This window comes from Streptomyces sp. NPDC058678 (genome assembly GCF_042714835.1).
GTDB lineage: Bacteria > Actinomycetota > Actinomycetes > Streptomycetales > Streptomycetaceae > Streptomyces.
The window spans coordinates 36,723-52,937 of the sequence record NZ_JBHXSG010000001.1 but is presented as its reverse complement, the minus strand read 5'-3'; the positions used below and the strand labels follow the sequence as shown (position 1 = coordinate 52,937).

The window sequence follows — 16,215 nt, the reverse complement described above, 5'->3', positions numbered from 1 at the left end:
GGGCGTGGGGAGTCTGTCGGCAGGCGTATGGGGTCGGCGGGTGAGCGTACGACGCGTGCTGGTGCGCTGGGGAATTCGGTGTTTTATGCGGGTGAGAACAGGTGGTCGCTGATGAGGCGGGCCGCGCCGATCACTCCGGCGGTGGGACCCAACTCCCCCAGGACGATGGGCAGGTTGCCGGTCGCGAGTGGCAGCGACTGGCGGTAGACCTGGGTGCGGATCGCGGCGAGCAGGGTGTGGCCGAGGCCGGTGACCCCGCCGCCGATCACCACCAGGCCGGGGTTGAAGAAGTTGACCAGGCCGGCGATGACCTGGCCGACGCGGTCGCCGCCCTCGCGGATCAGGTCGAGGGCGGTGGCGTCGCCCGCGGCGGCCGCTGCGGCGACATCGACGGCGGTGAGGCCGCCGTTCGTCTCCAGGCGGGTCGCGAGTTCCACCGACAGGCCCCGCTGGGCGGCGTCGGTGGCATCCCGGGCGAGGGCCGCCCCGCTGAAGTGGGCTTCGAGGCAGCCCCGGTTGCCGCAGGCGCACGGTCGTCCGTCGGGCACGGCCTGGATGTGCCCGATGTCGCCCGCGCTGCCCGTCACCCCGCGGTGGACGTCACCGGCGGCGACGATGCCGCAGCCGATGCCGGTGCCGATCTTGACGCAGAGGAAGTCGCCCACGGAGCGTGCGACGCCCGCGTGCATCTCCCCCATGGCCATCAGGTTCACGTCGTTGTCGACCATGACCGGGCAGCCGAGTTCCTGGCTGAGCGCCTCCCGCACGGGGAAGCCGTCCCAGCCCGGCATGATCGGCGGAGCCACCGGCACACCCTCGGGGAAGCGGACGGGGCCCGGGACGCCGATGCCGGCGCCGTCGTACCCCTCCGCGAGTCCCGAGTCCCTCAACTTCGCAGCCATGGCCAGCACTTGCTCGAAGACCGCGACCGGGCCCTCGCGTACGTCCATGGGCTGGTTGAGGTGGCCGAGGATCTCCAGTTCGGCGTTGGTGACGGCGACGTCGACCGAGGTCGCGCCGATGTCGACGCCGAGGAACCTGAGGCCCGGCGCGAGCCTGATGTTGTGGGAGCGGCGGCCGCCGCGCGAGGCGGCGAGTCCGTCGGCCACGACCAGGCCGGTCTCCAGCAGTCGGTCGACCTCGACGGCCAGCTTGGACCGTGACAGATCGACCTGATCTCCCAGTTGCGCACGGGAGTTGGGGCCGCCGTCACGCAGCAGCTTCAGCAGGCGGGCCTGGTGAGCGTTCGCGGGTCGTGCCGTCATGCGTCTCACGAGCCCCTCCCCGCCTCAATCGGCCACCTGTTGCCGGGCTTTCGAGGGGAACGTAGCAGCGGCTGCCGAAGCTGGGAAGAAGTCGTGCACGGATTGCCGCAGACTTTTTCCCCTCGCAGGACAAAGGAGGTCCGTGCCCTGGTGTCTCCCGCCGGTGCGCCGCCGAATGGGCACGACCCGGGCCGGGCCCGGCTCGGGAGCGGAGAGAGGGACCGTGTGACCCTGGTGACGGGGGCCACGGGGAACGTGGGTGCCGAACTCGTCCGCGCCCTGGCCGAGGCAGGCCGGCCGGTGCGGGCGCTGAGCCGGGCCGACCGCCCGGACGGGGCGCCGCCGGGGGTGGAGGCCGTGGCCGGCGATCTTTCCGACGAGTTCGCGGGGCGCGTCCTCGAACTGATCGGTCCCGGGCCGCTGTTGCCCGCCGATCGGGTCCGGGTCCTCGGCGAGGTGCTGGGCCGGGACATGCGCGCCGTGGGGCTGACGCACGAGGAGGCGCGTGCCGAGCTGGAGTCGCGGATGCCGACGCCGTACGTCGACGCGTTCTTCGGCTTCTGCGTGGACGGCACCCTGGACGAGTCGGTGGTCGTGCCGACGGTCCACGAGGTCACCGGGCGGGCGCCGCGCGCCTTCGCCGCATGGGCGAGGGCGCACGCGGACGCCTTCTGAGTCCCGTGAGGGTCAGGGCTGTTGGCGGGCGTGGTACGAGCGGCGCGTGTGCTCGGTGTGTTCCCGCATGAGCTCGGTGGCGCGCTGCTCGTCGCGGTCGGCGATCGCGGCGATCAGGTCCCGGTGTTCGATCCAGGACTGGTTTCCGCGCTGCCGGGCCACCGGCGTGTAGTACCAGCGCACCCGCCGGTCGACCTGCGCCGCGAGTTCGGCGAGGACCGCGTTGCCCGCGAGTTCCATGACCTTCCCGTGGAAGCGGGCGTTCAGGGCGACGGCGGCGTCCACGTCGTCGGAGGCGACCGCCAGCCTGCCCTGCGCCACGATCTCCTCCAGCGCTTGGATGCCGGCCTTGTCCGCGTTCGCGGCGGCCAGTCGGGCGGCCTCGGCCTCCAACAGCGTGCGCACGGTGAGGAGTTGGTCGGCCTCCTCCTCGGTGGGCTCGTGCACGAACGCGCCCTGCGCGGGGCGAAGATCGACCCAGCCCTCGGTGTTCAGCCGCTGCAACGCCTCGCGCACCGGCTGCCGGGAGACCCCGAGATGGCCGGCGAGTTCGCTCTCCACGAGGTGCTGGCCGGGCTGCAGGGCGCGGGTGGTGATGAGTTCGAGCAGCGCCTCGTAGACACGGTCCCGCAACGGGCCGGGCCTTTCGAGTTTGGGCACTGCTCCCTGCGGCAGTCCTGTCGACAACATCGCGGTCCCCCTCCTCGGCGGGCCGTGCACAGCAGCCGTAAAAGCCGGTGTCACCCGTAGACCCAGTATCGATTGTCTTTCGTCTACAGTCTACGGTGCACAGTTGCCAGAGGAGCGGGCGGTCTTCCTCGTCACATCCCGTTGTACCGGCGCGTCAGGGCACGTCAGGGACAGCGGACGACCTGTCCGGCGTACGACAGGTTCCCGCCGAAGCCGAAGAGCAGCACCGGATCCCCCGTGGAGATCGCGCCCTGCTCCACCAGCTTGGAGAACGCGAGCGGAATGCTCGCCGCCGACGTGTTACCCGATTCGATGACATCGCGCGCGATCACGGCGTTGACGGCGCCCAGCTTCTCCGCGAGGGGTTCGATGATCCGCAGGTTCGCCTGGTGCAGCACGACCGCCGCGAGGTCCGCGGGGGTGAGGCCCACGCGCTCGCAGGCCCGCCGGGCGAGGGGCGGCAGCTGCGTGGTCGCCCAGCGGTAGACGCTCTGGCCTTCCTGCGCGAACCGCGCGGGCTGCCCTTCGATCCGTACCGCGTGCCCCATCTCGGGCACCGATCCCCACAGCACCGGCCCGATACCGGGCTCCGCCTCCGCCGCCTCGACCACCGCGGCGCCCGCGCCGTCGCCGACCAGCACGCAGGTCGTACGGTCGGTCCAGTCGGCGACCTCGGACATCTTGTCGGCGCCGATGACCAGGGCACGGGTCGCCGCGCCCGCCCGCACGGTGTGGTCGGCGGTGGCCAGGGCGTGGGTGAAGCCGGCGCACACGACGTTGATGTCCATCGCGGCGGGTGAGGGGATGCCGAGCCGGGCGGAGACCCTGGCGGCCATGTTCGGTGAACGGTCGACCGCGGTCGACGTGGCCACCAACACCAGGTCGATGTCGGCGGGGGTCAGGCCGGCCGCCGCGAGCGCCTTGGCGGCGGCGTGCGCGGCCAGCTCGTCGACCGGCTCGTCGGGCCCGGCGATGCGGCGGGTACGGATGCCCACCCGGGACCTGATCCACTCGTCGCTGGTGTCGACCATGCCCGCCAGGTCCTCGTTGGTGAGTACCCTGGCGGGCTGGTAATGGCCGACGGCAGTGATGCGCGAGCCGTTCATGGGCGAATCCCCCTCATTGCAGGTAACGGGATTCACCAGTCTGATCAGTGACTCGCGGGTACGGCGGCAAGTGAAGCCACAGGAAACCGGGGCCCCGCTTGTCGGCTTCCGTCAGACCCTGGGACGCCCGACCACTTCCGGAAGGGTCAGCCGGTGAACAACTGTGTCGCCTTCTGTACCAGTTCGTACAGCCCGTAGGCGAGCGGTGCTCCCACCCACACCCAGGCGAAGGTGATCAGCCCCCGCCGGCTAGGCGGACTCTGACTGCTGTCGGTGGACATCGACGGTCTCCTCCCTCGGGGCGGGGATGTGGTGACGGACGTGGACGGGGCGGACGAGTTCGTTGGCGACGAAGCCGACGACGAGCAGCCCGATCATGATGACGAACGACAGACCGTACAGCGACGCCCCGTGCCTGCCGGCTTCTTCCTGCCGGTCGGCGACCCAGTTCACGATCAGCGGTCCGAGGACGCCCGCCGTGGACCAGGCGGTGAGCAGCCGCCCGTGGATCGCGCCGACCTGGTAGGTGCCGAAGAGGTCCTTCAGGTAGGCGGGGATGGTCGCGAACCCGCCGCCGTAGAAGGACAGGATCACCAGCGCGCACAGGATGAACAGGGGTTTCGACGAGTCGCCGAACAGGGCGATCAGCGCGTACATCGCAGCGCCCACGCCGAGGTAGAGGCGGTAGATGTTCTTGCGGCCGATCAGGTCGGAGGTCGACGACCAGCCGATACGTCCCGCCATGTTGGCCGCGGACAGCAGGGCGACGAAGCCGGCGGCGGCCGACACGGACACCGGGGTGGAGGTGTCCGCGAAGAAGTCCGTGATCATCGGGGCGGCCTTCTCCAGGATGCCGATACCGGCGGTCACGTTCATGCAGAGCACTACCCACAGGCACCAGAACTGCGGTGTGCGCACCGCGCCGCGGGCGGAGACCTGCGGTCCGGTCAGGGCGCTCGGCCCGTCGGCCGTGGGCTTCCCGCCGCTCGGCACCCGCACGAGCAGCACACCCAGCGTCATGAAGACCGCATACGAAAGCCCGTGGACGAGAAACGCGAGCGCGATCCCCGAGCTGTCGCTGCCGAACGACTCCAGCATCTGCGCCGACCAGGGCGAGGCGATCAACGCGCCGCCGCCGAAGCCCATGATGGCGATGCCGGTGGCCATGCCCGGCCGGTCCGGGAACCACTTGATCAGGGTGGAGACGGGCGAGATGTAGCCGATGCCGAGGCCGATCCCGCCGACGAAGCCGTAGCCGAAGACGATCAGCCAGTACTGGTCGGTCGCCGCGCCGAGCGCGGACAGCAGGAAACCGGACGAGAAGCAGATCAGGGCCACGGTCATCGCCCAGCGCGGCCCGTTGCGCTCCACGAGCGTGCCGCCGAAAGCGGCCGACAGACCGAGCATGACGATGCCCAGCTGGAAGGGCAGCGCGCTCTGCGTGCCGCTGAGACCGAGCGCGGATTCGAGCGGCGGCTTGAAGACGCTCCAGGCGTAGGCCTGGCCGATGGAGAGGTGGACGGAGAGAGCGGCGGGCGGAACCAGCCAGCGGCTCCACCCTGTGGGTGCGACTGGGGGACTCATGATCCCGAACGTTAGGAAGGATCAGGGACGTTGAGAAGGCGGCGCGTCGACCGTATGCGATGAGCGGTATGCCGTACGCGCCGAACGGTCCCGCCGACCCGGCTTCCAGGTCGGCCGCATCCTGCGCGAAGCCTTGCTGGCACAACTTCCATACTGTAGACAATATTTCGTCGACAGAGTTCGGCAGTTCCTCGGTACCCTCGACCGAACGGAGCTCCCTCGCATGAAAGTCGCAGTACTCGGCGCCGGAGCGATCGGCGCCTACGTCGGCGCCGCGCTCCACCGTGCGGGCGCCGACGTGCACCTCGTCGCCCGTGGACCGCATCTCGCGGCCATGAGGCAGCACGGCGTGCAAGTCCTCAGCCCACGCGGCGACTTCACCGCGCACGCACACGCCACCGACGACCCGGCCGAGGTCGGCCCGGTCGACTTCGTCTTCCTGGGCCTCAAGGCCAACTCGTACGCGGCGTGCGGGCCGCTGATCGAGCCTCTCCTGCACGACTCCACGGCGGTCGTGGCCGCCCAGAACGGCATCCCCTGGTGGTACTTCCACCGGCACGGCGGCCCCTACGACGGCCACCGCGTCGAGAGCGTGGACCCGCATGGCACGGTCAGTGCCGTGCTCGCACCCGAACGCGCCGTCGGCTGCGTGGTCTACGCCGCCACCGAGCTCGAAGGGCCCGGCGTCGTACGGCACTTGGAAGGAACCCGGTTCTCCGTCGGCGAGCCCGACCGCAGCCTCTCGCCGCGCTGCACGGCGTTCAGCGAGGCGATGCAGGCCGGCGGACTGAAGTGCCCGGTAGAGCCCGACCTGCGCAACGACATCTGGCTCAAGCTGCTCGGCAACATCTCCTTCAACCCGATCAGCGCGCTGGCCCGCGCCACCATGCGGCAGATGTGCCTGCACGGCGGCACCCGCAGGGTCATCGAGATCATGATGACCGAGACCCTGGCCGTCGCCGAGGCCCTCGGCTGCGAGGTCGGCGTCTCCATCGAGCGCCGGCTCGCGGGCGCCGAGCGGGTCGGCGACCACCGCACCTCCACGCTCCAGGACCTGGAGCGCGGCAAGCCGCTCGAACTCGACGTGCTGCTCGCGGCCGTCGTCGAGCTGGCGGAGATCACCGGCGTCGAGGTGCCCACCCTGCGCACCGTGCACGCCATCTCGGACCTGCTCGCGTCGAGGAGCGCCGCATGAGGAAACGCGATCGAACCCCGAAGACCTACACCAGGCTCACCCATCCACTGATCCGGGACTCGCGCGACGAACCGTTCCGGCAGGCCACCTGGGAGGAGGCCCTGGACCGCGCCGCCCGGGGACTCGCGGCGGCGCGCGACGCGTTCGGCATGTTCTCCTGCGCCCGCGCCACGAACGAGATGAACTACGTCGCGCAGAAGTTCGCCCGGGTCGTCATGGGCACCAACAACGTCGACTCCTGCAACCGGACGTGTCACGCCCCGAGCGTCGCCGGTCTGTCGGCCGCGTTCGGCTCGGGCGGCGGGACGTCGTCGTACGAGGAGATCGAGCACACCGACGTCATCGTGATGTGGGGCTCCAACGCCCGTTTCGCGCATCCGATCTTCTTCCAGCACGCGCTGAAGGGGATACACAACGGCGCTCGGCTGTATGCGGTCGACCCCCGACGGACGTCGACCGCCGAGTGGGCGGAGAGCTGGCTCGGTCTCAACGTCGGCACGGACATCCCGATGGCGCACGCGATCGGCCGCGAGATCGTCCACGCCGGCCTCGCGAACCAGGCGTTCGTCGAGCGGGCGACCAGCGGCTTCGAGGAGTACAAGCAGCTCGTCGAACCGTGGACGCTGTCGCTCGCGCAAAAGGTGACGGGCGTTCCGGCCGCCGCCATCAGGGAGTTGGCGCACGCCTACGCCCGCGCCGAACGCGCCCAGCTGTGCTGGACCCTCGGCATCACCGAACACCACAACGGCACCGACAACGTGCGCGCGTTGATCAACCTCTCGCTGCTCACCGGCCACGTGGGCCGCTACGGCTCCGGCCTGCAACCCCTGCGCGGCCAGAACAACGTGCAGGGCGGCGGCGACATGGGAGCCATCCCCAACCGGCTGCCCGGCTTCCAGGACATCCTCGACCCGGTGGCGCGACTGAAGTTCGAGTCCGCCTGGGACACCGTCATCCAGCCGCACTACGGGATGAACCTGACCGAGATGTTCGAGGCGATGGAGGAGGGCACCCTCAAGGCGGTCTACTGCATCGGCGAGAACCCGGCGCAGTCGGAGGCGGACAGCGAGCAGGCCGTACGGCGCATGCGGCAGCTGGACTTCCTCGTGGTCCAGGACATCTTCCTCACCAAGACGGCCGAGCTCGCGGACGTGGTGCTGCCCGCGACGGCCAGCTGGGCGGAGACCGAGGGCACGACCACCAACAGCGAGCGGCGGGTCCAGCGCGTGCGCCGGGCCGTGACGCCGCCGGGCGAGGCCCGCGAGGACATCGACATCATCTGCGACCTGGCGGCCCGGCTCGGCCACGACTGGAAGTACGCCGACTCCGAGTCGGTCTGGAACGAACTCAGGTCGGTCTCGCCGGACCACTACGGGATGACGTACGACCGCCTGGAGGAACACCAGGGCATCCAGTGGCCCTGTCCCGACCCCGACCGGCTCGAACCGACGTACCTGCACGGCCGGTTGTGGGAGAAGGACCCCGCACGGCGGGGCACGCCCGCTCCCTTCGGGCTGGTCCGGCACGACCCGCCGGTCGATCTCACCGACGAGGAGTACCCGATCCGGCTGACGACCGGCCGACGGCTCGACTCGTACAACACGGGTGTGCAGAGCGGGAGTTTCGCGTCCCCGCTGCGGCGCGGCGAGTTCATCGAGCTGTGCCCGGAGGACGCCGAACGGTACGGGGTCGTGGTCGGCGAGGAGGTGCGGGTCGCCTCGCGGCGCGGGTCGGTCGTCGCGCCCGTGTGGATCGACACCGCCCTGCGGCCCGGGCTGGCGTTCATGACCATGCATTTTCCCGACGAGGTGGACACCAACCAGCTGACGATCGAGGCGAACTGCCCGATCGCGGGGACGGCGGAGTTCAAGGCGTCGGCGATCCGCGTCCAGAAGCTTCCGGTCGTGACCTACGTGAGGTGATGCAGTGGACCTGCACTTCGGTGACAGCAAACCGACGGACGAGGAGCGGGCGGCGGTCGACGCGCTGCTCGGTCCCCCGGAGTCCTCGTGGGAGGGAGCGGACCGCGACGCGATGACGGCCGCGGACCTGAGGTGGGCCCGTGGCGGGCGCGCGGCCCGGGACCGCCGGGATCTGCTGTTGCCGGGGCTGCACGCGATCAACGACCGGATCGGCTGGATCAGCGAGGGCGCCCTGGACTACCTGTGCCGGCGGCTGACGGTGCCCCCGGCCGAGGCGTACGGGGTCGCCACCTTCTACGCGATGTTCTCGGTCAAGCCGCGCCCCGCCACCGTGCTGCACGTCTGCACCGACTTGGCGTGCGCGGCCGCCGGGGCATCCGAGTTGTGCGCCGGCGTCGAGTCCCGGCTGGGCCTCGGCAGCGGTGTGTCGGTCGAGCGCAGCCCGTGCCTCGGCCTGTGCGAGCGGGCTCCGGCCGCGCTCGCGGTCAGGGCCGGGGATCCGGTGCGTACGGCGGTGTCGGCGCCGGCGACCGTGGAGGGGGCGGTCCTCGCCGCGAGCGCACCCGACTCGGCGCCGCAGGAGCCGTCGGCGGCGATGGCGGTGCCCCAGGCCGGGGACCCGTCGTTGACGTTGCTCCGTCGCGTGGGCGTGGTGGATCCCACGAGCCTGGACGACTACCGCGCCCACGGCGGATACACCGCCCTGCGCCGGGCCTTCGGCCTCGGTCCCGCCGGAGTCATCCGTGAGGTCACCGACTCCGGCCTGGTCGGGCGGGGCGGCGCCGCCTTCCCCACCGGCCGCAAGTGGCAGGCCACGGCGTCGCAGCCCGACCACCCGCACTACCTGGTGTGCAACGCGGACGAGTCCGAGCCGGGCACCTTCAAGGACCGCGTGATCATGGAGGGTGATCCGTACGCGCTGGTGGAGGCGATGACGATCGCGGCGTACGCGACCGGCGCGCACCGGGGATACCTGTATCTGCGCGGCGAGTATCCGCGGGCGCTACACCGTATGCAATATGCCGTCGACCAGGCGCGGGCCCGTGGACTGCTCGGCGACGACGTTCTCGGCCAGGGCTACGCCTTCGACATCGAGATCCGGCGGGGCGCGGGGGCCTACATCTGCGGGGAGGAGACAGCCCTGTTCAACTCCATCGAGGGGTACCGGGGCGAGCCGCGCTCGAAGCCGCCCTTCCCCGTGGAGAAGGGCCTGTTCGGCAAGCCCACGGTCGAGAACAACGTGGAGACGCTGGTCAACGTGCTGCCGATCCTGACCATGGGCGCCCCGGCGTACGCGGCGATCGGCACGGAACGTTCCACCGGGCCGAAGCTGTTCTGCGTGTCGGGGAGTGTGGCCAGGCCCGGGACCTACGAGCTGCCGTTCGGCGCGACGCTGGGCGAGCTGCTGGAGCTGGCGGGCGTGCGCGAGGGGCTTCGGGCGGTCCTGCTCGGCGGGGCGGCCGGCGGCTTCGTACGGCCGGACGAACGGGACATCCCGCTCACCTTCGAAGGCGCCCGCGAGGCAGGGACCACCCTCGGCTCGGGGGTCGTGATGGCCTTCGACGACACGGTCCCGCTGCCCCGACTCCTCCTGCGGATCGCCGAGTTCTTCCGTGACGAGTCGTGCGGTCAGTGCGTGCCGTGCCGGGTCGGGACCGTACGGCAGGAGGAGGCGCTGCACCGGATCGCGGAGCGCACCGGCGCGGCGGCGGCCGACGACATCGCCCTGCTCAGGGAGGTCGGCCGCGCCATGCGGGACGCCTCCATCTGCGGTCTGGGGCAGACCGCGTGGAACGCCGTGGAATCCGCCATCGACCGCCTGGGGGCGTACGAATGACCGTGACACCGCTGGGGATCCCCCGCCGCCTGCTGGAGTTCACCATCGACGGGGTGGAGGCCAGGGTCCCCGAGGGCTCGACCGTTCTCGACGCCTGCCGGGCGGCCGGGAAGGACATCCCGACACTCTGCGAGGGCGACACCCTCACCCCCAAGAACGCCTGCCGCCTCTGTGTCGTCGAGGTCGAGGGCGCGCGCACGCTGGTCCCCGCCTGCTCCCGCAAGGCCGAGCCCGGCATGGAGGTGAGGACCGACACCGAGCGGGCCCGGCACAGCCGCAGAATCGTCCTCGAACTGCTCGCCTCATCGGTCGACATGTCGACGACACCGAGAGTCGCGGAGTGGATCAAGGAGTACGAGGCGAAGCCGGACCGTTTCGGCCCCGACGCGGCCCGGCTCGACGAGGAACCCCGGGTCGACAACGACCTGTATGTGCGCGACTACGACAAGTGCATCCTCTGCTACAAGTGCGTGGACGCCTGCGGCGACCAGTGGCAGAACACGTTCGCCATCTCCGTCACCGGCCGCGGCTTCGACGCCCGGATCGCCGTCGAGCACGACGCGCCGCTGACCGACTCGGCGTGTGTGTACTGCGGCAACTGCATCGAGGTGTGTCCCACGGGAGCCCTGTCCTTCAAGTCGGAGTTCGACATGCGGGCGGCGGGTACGTGGGACGAGTCGGCGCAGACCGAGACGACCACGGTGTGCGCCTACTGCGGAGTGGGCTGCAACCTCACGCTCCACGTGCAGGACAATGAGATCGTGAAGGTCACCTCGCCGCACGACAACCCGGTGACCCACGGCAACCTCTGCATCAAGGGCCGTTTCGGCTACCAGCACGTACAGAACCGGGGCTGATCAGACATGGGACGAGTCACGGAACGACGCAAGGTGATCCGGATCCGGGACGGGGTGGTCTCCAGCCGCCCGGACACGCTCGTCGCCGAGGAACCGCTGGAGATCCGGCTGAACGGCAAGCCGCTCGCGATCACCATGCGCACACCGGGTGACGACTTCGCGCTCGCCGCCGGTTTCCTGGTCAGCGAGGGTGTCCTGGCGGCCGCATCCGATCTGCTGCACATCGTCTACTGCGCGGGGGCGACCGCAGACGGCTCGAACACGTACAACGTGGTGGACGTGAAGACCGCCCCGGGCGTGACGATGCCCGACATCACGCTCGAACGGAACGTCTACACCACCTCGTCCTGCGGCCTGTGCGGCAAGGCGAGTCTCGACGCCGTCCGTACGACCGCGCGCTGGCCCATCGCCGACACTCCCCCGGTCCGCGTCGGGCCCGAACTGCTCGCGAGCCTCCCCGACCGGCTCCGCGCGGCCCAGCGGGTCTTCGACCGGACCGGGGGCCTGCACGCGGCGGCCCTGTTCACCGAGGACGGCGAGCTGCTCGACATACGCGAGGACGTGGGCCGGCACAACGCGGTCGACAAGCTGGTCGGCCGTGCCCTGCAGAACGGGGACCTGCCGCTGTCCCGCACGATCCTGCTGGTGTCGGGCCGGGCCTCCTTCGAGCTGGCGCAGAAGGCCGTGATGGCCGGCATCCCGGTCCTCGCGGCGGTTTCGGCACCCTCGTCGCTGGCCGTGGACCTGGCGGCGGAGGCGGGACTGACCCTGGTGGGCTTCCTGCGGGGCAGTTCCATGAACGTGTACGCGGGCGAGGGCCGCATCGCTCTGCAGGCTGCGGCCGCCCAGGGCTGACCGGCTCCCCGCGACACGGCGGCGGGGCCCCGACCGGCGGGGAGCGCCCCCTGCGCCGCAGGGGCCCCGCCTCACCCCGTGCTGAAGCGCACCTCGGCGGCGGTCACGACCGTCCCCAGCCTCGGGAAGTCGAGGCGCACCGACGCCTCGTGCTCGGCGGCGGTGAACGCGGCCATGGCATCCTCGACGAAGACCAGGTCGTAGCCGAGGTCGCCGGCGGCGCGGGCGGTGGACTCGACACCGAGGTTGGTGGCGATGCCGCCGAACACGAGCGTGGTGACGCCGTGTTCCCGCAGGCGTTCGTCCAGGCCGGTGCCCTGGAAGCCGCCGATCGTCCGCTTCACGATCTCGATGTCGCCCTCCCTGAGCAGGCCGGGCGCCAGCCCGCTGCCGGCCGGCTGTTCGGCGACACCGGGACGCTCGACCCGGACGAGCACGACGAGCGCGCCGACCGAGCGGAAGCCGGCCGCCAACTCCTCGGACGTTGCCAGGAGTTCGTTTCCCTTGCGGGGCTCCAGGGGCAGCGCGACGATGCGTTCCATCAGGTCGACGAGCACGAGGGCGGTGCGCGCGGGGTCGAGCGCGAGCCGTGAATCGGCGGGGTGAGGTGCGTTCATGACGGAACGTTATCCGTCGTCAGCCGTCCGTACCGGAAATCCGGATCAACAGGCCGATGAACTGGTCACGTTCGGCAGCCGATGGCGGTGCGAGCGGTGGCGTCGTGAGCTGTGGCGGATGTTCGCGGACGGCACCCTGAAGCCCGCGGTGCACGGCGTGTTCGCACTGGAGAACGAGTACGGCTGCCCGTCAGACATGCCATGTCCGGAGTGTTCGGACCGGAAGAGGGCGGCGAGTAGATCAAGGCCGGGAGCGCACTTGCGGGGAACGCCGTCCTGTGGCTGCCCATGGACCACGTGAGCAACAGGCGCTAACGTCCGGGAGCGTGCCCGAGGACGGACGAGCACGACAGCGGACGGGGACCGTGGTCGGCCTGCTGCTGACCCTGGTTCTCGCGGCGGTGCTGCTCAGCGCGCTACCGGAAGACGACGAACGACAGAATTCGGGAGACTGTATACCGCATACCGTCGGCTCGTGGTCGACGGACGACCCTCTGACCACCGAGTTCGCCCGCTACGGCGACGACGCGACCCGTACCGACGACTGGACCGGCGGCGACGGCACCCACTCCGTGCGGCTGCCGGACGGACGGCTGCTGTGGCTGTTCTCGGACACCTACCTCGGCCAGGTGCACGGGCCGCCCAACCCGGTCGGCGAGTCGTACGCGTGGCGGGACGGGACGGCCCCCATGGTGCGCAACTCGGCCGTGCTGATGGACGACGGGCGGCTCGCCGGCACGCTGCCCGCCCCGCTCTTCCCCGACCCGGGCCCCAACCAGTGGCGTTGGCCGGTCGCGGCCCGCGTCGAGCCGCGCTCCCCCGGCTCCGACGAACAGGTGCTGCGGGTACTGCTGTGGGTGCGGACGGCGGGACCGGCGCCGTGGATCTACGGGGTGCCCACCGCCACCGAGGTCGCCACGCTGTCCCTGCCCGACCTGCGGGTCGAGTCGGTGGTCGAGGTGCTCGACCAGCGGCCCGTCCAGGATCCGTCCCGGCGGGTGCTGTTCGGTACGACGCTGGTCGAGAAGGGCGGCTGGACGTACGTGTTCGGCGGCGACGACGGCCAGGCCGCCTCCCGGCCCGTCTCACACGCGTACGTGGCGCGGGTGCCCGAGGGCGGTCTCGCGGACCCCGCCGCCTGGGAGTACTGGGACGGCTCGGAGTGGGCGGCGCGTGCCCGTCCGGGGGCGGTGCTGGGGGACGGGCGGCGCACCGGGGTGGGCAGCGCGTTCTCCGTGGTGCGGCAGGGCGGGACGTACGTGCTGTTCACGATGGCGGCGGGGGCGCGCGGGCTGACCACGGTGACCTCGTACTGGGCCTGCTCGCCCACCGGGCCCTGGTACGGCCCGGCGAAGGACTTCACCCCGTCGCTGCCGCAGGGGCAGGTCGCCGCCTACAACCCCCAGGCGCATCCGGAACTCGGCGACGACGGACGGCTGGTGCTGAGCTACGACGTCAACTGGCTGGAGGCGACGGGCGCGGCGGCGCAGCTCAATCGGAACGTTTCCCTGTACCGACCGCGGTTCGTGACCCTGCGGCTGAAGCCGGCGCGGTGACCTCCTCGTGGGCGGCGCCGTCGGCGTCGTGGGCCTCGCGGGCGTCACGGCCGTCGTGGCCGTCGTAGGGGTCTTGCGAGCGGCGCTTGGCGATCACCGCGCACACCATCAGCTGCATCTGGTGGAAGAGCATCAGTGGCAGCACGGCAAGTGAGGCGTGCGCGCCGAACAGGACGCTCGCCATGGGCAGTCCGGAGGCGAGGGACTTCTTCGAGCCCGCGAACTGGATCGCGATCCGGTCCTCGCGGTCGAAGCGGAGCGCCTTGGCGCCGTACCAGGTCAGCGCGAGCATCACGGCGAGGATCACCACCTCCACGCCCAGCAGGCCGGCCAGCCTGAGGGGGCTGACCTGGTGCCAGACGCCCTGGACCATGCCCTCGCTGAACGCCGTGTAGACGACGAGGAGGATCGAGCCGCGGTCGACCAGGCCGAGGACCTTCTTGTGCCGGGTGACGAAGCCGCCGATCCAGCGGCGCAGCAGTTGCCCGGCGAGGAACGGCACCAGGAGCTGGAGCACGATCTCCAGCAGGGAGTCGGCGGAGAACCCGCCGGCGCTGCTGCCGAGCAGGGCGGCCGCCAGCAGCGGGGTGACGACGATCCCCACCAGGGAGGAGAAGGAGCCGGCGCAGATCGCGGCGGGCACGTTGCCGCGGGCCATCGAGGTGAAGGCGATCGACGACTGGATCGTCGAGGGGACGAGAGTGAGGAAGAGCAGGCCCTGGTAGAGCGGGTGGGTCAAAAAGACGGGGACGAATCCGCGGGCGGCCAGGCCCAGCAGCGGGAACACGACGAACGTGCAGGCCAGGACGGTGACGTGGAGCCGCCAGTGTTTGAGCCCGTCCAGCGCCTCACGGGTGGACAGGCGGGCGCCGTAGAGGAAGAAGAGGAAGGCGATCGCGGCCGTCGAGGCGCCGGAGGCCACGTCGGCCGCCGTCCCGCGGGCGGGGAGGAGAGCCGCGAGGCCCACCGTCCCGAGCAGCAGCAGGATGTACGGGTCGATCGGCATCCAGCTCGGCCATCGCAGGCGTTTCACGGTGCTCCACTTACTCGGTGCTGTCGGTGCTGTCGGTGCTGTCGGTGCGGTGCGGAGGGTCACGGGTCCCCGCTCCATCCTGCTCTCGAACCCGGCGATCGGGAATCCCGTACACCGCACTCACTGTCATCACGTTCCGCGATAGCCTGGCGTCCGTGTACGACCCCTCCCAGCTGCGTACGTTCCTCGCGGTGGCGCAGACGCTCAGCTTCACGCAGGCCGCCCGGCGGCTGGGGCTGCGCCAGTCCACCGTCAGCCAGCACGTGCGGCGGCTGGAGGACGCCGCCGGGCGGCAGTTGTTCACCCGGGACACCCACTCCGTGGAGCTCACGGAGGATGGCGAGGCGATGCTCGGCTTCGCGCGCCGGATCCTGGAGGTGCACGAGCAGGCGACGGCGTTCTTCACGGGGACGCGGGTGCGCGGCCGGCTGCGGTTCGGGGCGTCGGAGGACTTCGTCCTGACCCGGCTGCCGGAGATCCTGGAAGGCTTCCGGCACGACCATCCCGAGGTCGACCTGGAGCTGACGGTCGAGCTGTCGGGCACGCTGCACGAGCAGTTGACGGCCGGGAAGCTGGACCTGGTGCTGGCGAAGCGGCGTCCCGAGGATCCGCGCGGACAACTGGTCTGGCACGACGAACTGGTGTGGATCGGCGCGGAGCGGCTGCGTCTGGACGCGGACCGGCCGGTGCCGTTGATCGTGTACCCGCCGCCGGGCATCACCCGGGCGCTCGCCCTGGAGGCGCTGGAGCGGCAGGGGCGGGCGTGGCGCGTCGCGTGCACCAGCGCCAGCCTGAGCGGGCTGGTCGCGGCGGCCCGCGCGGGCCTCGGCGTGATGGCCCACTCCCGGGGGCTGATCCCGCCGGGCCTGGTGCGCGTCCCCGACCGGTCGGGGCTGCCGGAACTCGGCCGGGTCGACTTCGTCCTGGTCCACGGCCGCCGCCGCACGGCCGCCCAGGGTGCCGCCGACGCGCTGGCGGCGGCGGTCCTGGCGGGCGGGGACCGGCTGCACCGACGCTGACGCG

General features: G+C 71.1%; 15 protein-coding genes. 8 read left to right on the top strand and 7 right to left on the bottom strand.

The genetic code is table 11. The features are described from left to right. Nucleotides 1-83 precede the first annotated feature (83 nt). Nucleotides 84-1,265, bottom strand: a complete 1,182-nt coding sequence (locus ACFWWR_RS00205) for an ROK family protein (protein ID WP_384301106.1) — start codon at nt 1,263-1,265, stop codon at nt 84-86. 225 nt (nt 1,266-1,490) lie between these two features. On the opposite strand from ACFWWR_RS00205, the gene ACFWWR_RS00200 reads away from it, so the two are divergent. Beyond that, nucleotides 1,491-1,940, top strand: coding sequence for an NmrA family NAD(P)-binding protein (locus ACFWWR_RS00200; protein ID WP_384301104.1), 450 nt, complete (start codon nt 1,491-1,493; stop codon nt 1,938-1,940). A gap of 12 nt (nt 1,941-1,952) precedes the next feature. Here ACFWWR_RS00200 and ACFWWR_RS00195 read toward each other — a convergent pair whose 3' ends face one another. The 4 genes from ACFWWR_RS00195 to ACFWWR_RS00180 all read right to left on the bottom strand — a co-directional run bounded on the left by ACFWWR_RS00195 (nt 1,953) and on the right by ACFWWR_RS00180 (nt 5,320). Continuing rightward, entirely contained in the window at nt 1,953-2,630 is a 678-nt protein-coding gene (locus ACFWWR_RS00195) for a GntR family transcriptional regulator (RefSeq protein WP_383874082.1), read from the bottom strand. A 164-nt stretch (nt 2,631-2,794) separates the two neighbouring features. Further along, entirely contained in the window at nt 2,795-3,736 is a 942-nt protein-coding gene (locus tag ACFWWR_RS00190) for a beta-ketoacyl-ACP synthase III (protein WP_384301102.1), read from the bottom strand. A 146-nt stretch (nt 3,737-3,882) separates the two neighbouring features. Continuing rightward, on the bottom strand, nt 3,883-4,017 hold the full coding sequence (locus ACFWWR_RS00185; RefSeq protein ID WP_383874077.1) for a hypothetical protein: 135 nt from the start codon (nt 4,015-4,017) through the stop codon (nt 3,883-3,885). Next, nucleotides 3,986-5,320, bottom strand: coding sequence for an OFA family MFS transporter (locus tag ACFWWR_RS00180; RefSeq protein ID WP_384301100.1), 1,335 nt, complete (start codon nt 5,318-5,320; stop codon nt 3,986-3,988). The genes ACFWWR_RS00185 and ACFWWR_RS00180 overlap by 32 nt, the downstream gene beginning before the upstream one ends. Nucleotides 5,321-5,543: 223 nt before the next feature. Here ACFWWR_RS00180 and ACFWWR_RS00175 point away from each other — a divergent pair, with 223 nt between their 5' ends. The 5 genes from ACFWWR_RS00175 to fdhD are packed head-to-tail and all read left to right on the top strand — an operon-like array spanning nt 5,544 to nt 11,986. Continuing rightward, on the top strand, nt 5,544-6,515 hold the full coding sequence (locus ACFWWR_RS00175) for a 2-dehydropantoate 2-reductase (protein WP_383874071.1): 972 nt from the start codon (nt 5,544-5,546) through the stop codon (nt 6,513-6,515). Next, the gene (locus ACFWWR_RS00170; protein ID WP_384301098.1) at nt 6,512-8,437 is read left to right on the top strand and encodes a molybdopterin oxidoreductase family protein; all 1,926 of its coding nucleotides are present in this window, start codon (nt 6,512-6,514) and stop codon (nt 8,435-8,437) included. Before ACFWWR_RS00175 ends, ACFWWR_RS00170 begins: the two co-directional genes overlap by 4 nt. A 4-nt stretch (nt 8,438-8,441) precedes the next feature. Continuing rightward, entirely contained in the window at nt 8,442-10,274 is a 1,833-nt protein-coding gene (locus ACFWWR_RS00165; RefSeq protein WP_384301094.1) for an NAD(P)H-dependent oxidoreductase subunit E, read from the top strand. Continuing rightward, complete coding sequence (locus ACFWWR_RS00160) at nt 10,271-11,131, top strand: 2Fe-2S iron-sulfur cluster-binding protein (RefSeq protein WP_383874064.1); 861 nt, start codon at nt 10,271-10,273, stop codon at nt 11,129-11,131. The genes ACFWWR_RS00165 and ACFWWR_RS00160 overlap by 4 nt, the downstream gene beginning before the upstream one ends. 6 nt (nt 11,132-11,137) lie before the next feature. Further along, nucleotides 11,138-11,986 (top strand): formate dehydrogenase accessory sulfurtransferase FdhD, encoded by an 849-nt coding sequence (gene fdhD / locus ACFWWR_RS00155; RefSeq protein ID WP_383874061.1) that lies wholly within the window; start codon nt 11,138-11,140, stop codon nt 11,984-11,986. A gap of 71 nt (nt 11,987-12,057) precedes the next feature. Here fdhD and ACFWWR_RS00150 read toward each other — a convergent pair whose 3' ends face one another. Continuing rightward, nucleotides 12,058-12,603, bottom strand: coding sequence for an isochorismatase family protein (locus ACFWWR_RS00150; RefSeq protein ID WP_384301090.1), 546 nt, complete (start codon nt 12,601-12,603; stop codon nt 12,058-12,060). A gap of 326 nt (nt 12,604-12,929) precedes the next feature. Here ACFWWR_RS00150 and ACFWWR_RS00145 point away from each other — a divergent pair, with 326 nt between their 5' ends. Next, complete coding sequence (locus ACFWWR_RS00145) at nt 12,930-14,159, top strand: DUF4185 domain-containing protein (RefSeq protein ID WP_383874056.1); 1,230 nt, start codon at nt 12,930-12,932, stop codon at nt 14,157-14,159. Here the strand turns inward: ACFWWR_RS00145 and ACFWWR_RS00140 are convergent. Further along, nucleotides 14,095-15,165 (bottom strand): bile acid:sodium symporter family protein, encoded by a 1,071-nt coding sequence (locus ACFWWR_RS00140; RefSeq protein ID WP_383874115.1) that lies wholly within the window; start codon nt 15,163-15,165, stop codon nt 14,095-14,097. The genes ACFWWR_RS00145 and ACFWWR_RS00140 overlap by 65 nt on opposite strands. A gap of 182 nt (nt 15,166-15,347) precedes the next feature. Between ACFWWR_RS00140 and ACFWWR_RS00135 the strand changes: the two genes are divergently transcribed. Then, the gene (locus ACFWWR_RS00135; protein ID WP_383874053.1) at nt 15,348-16,211 is read left to right on the top strand and encodes a LysR substrate-binding domain-containing protein; all 864 of its coding nucleotides are present in this window, start codon (nt 15,348-15,350) and stop codon (nt 16,209-16,211) included. Nucleotides 16,212-16,215 lie beyond the last annotated feature (4 nt).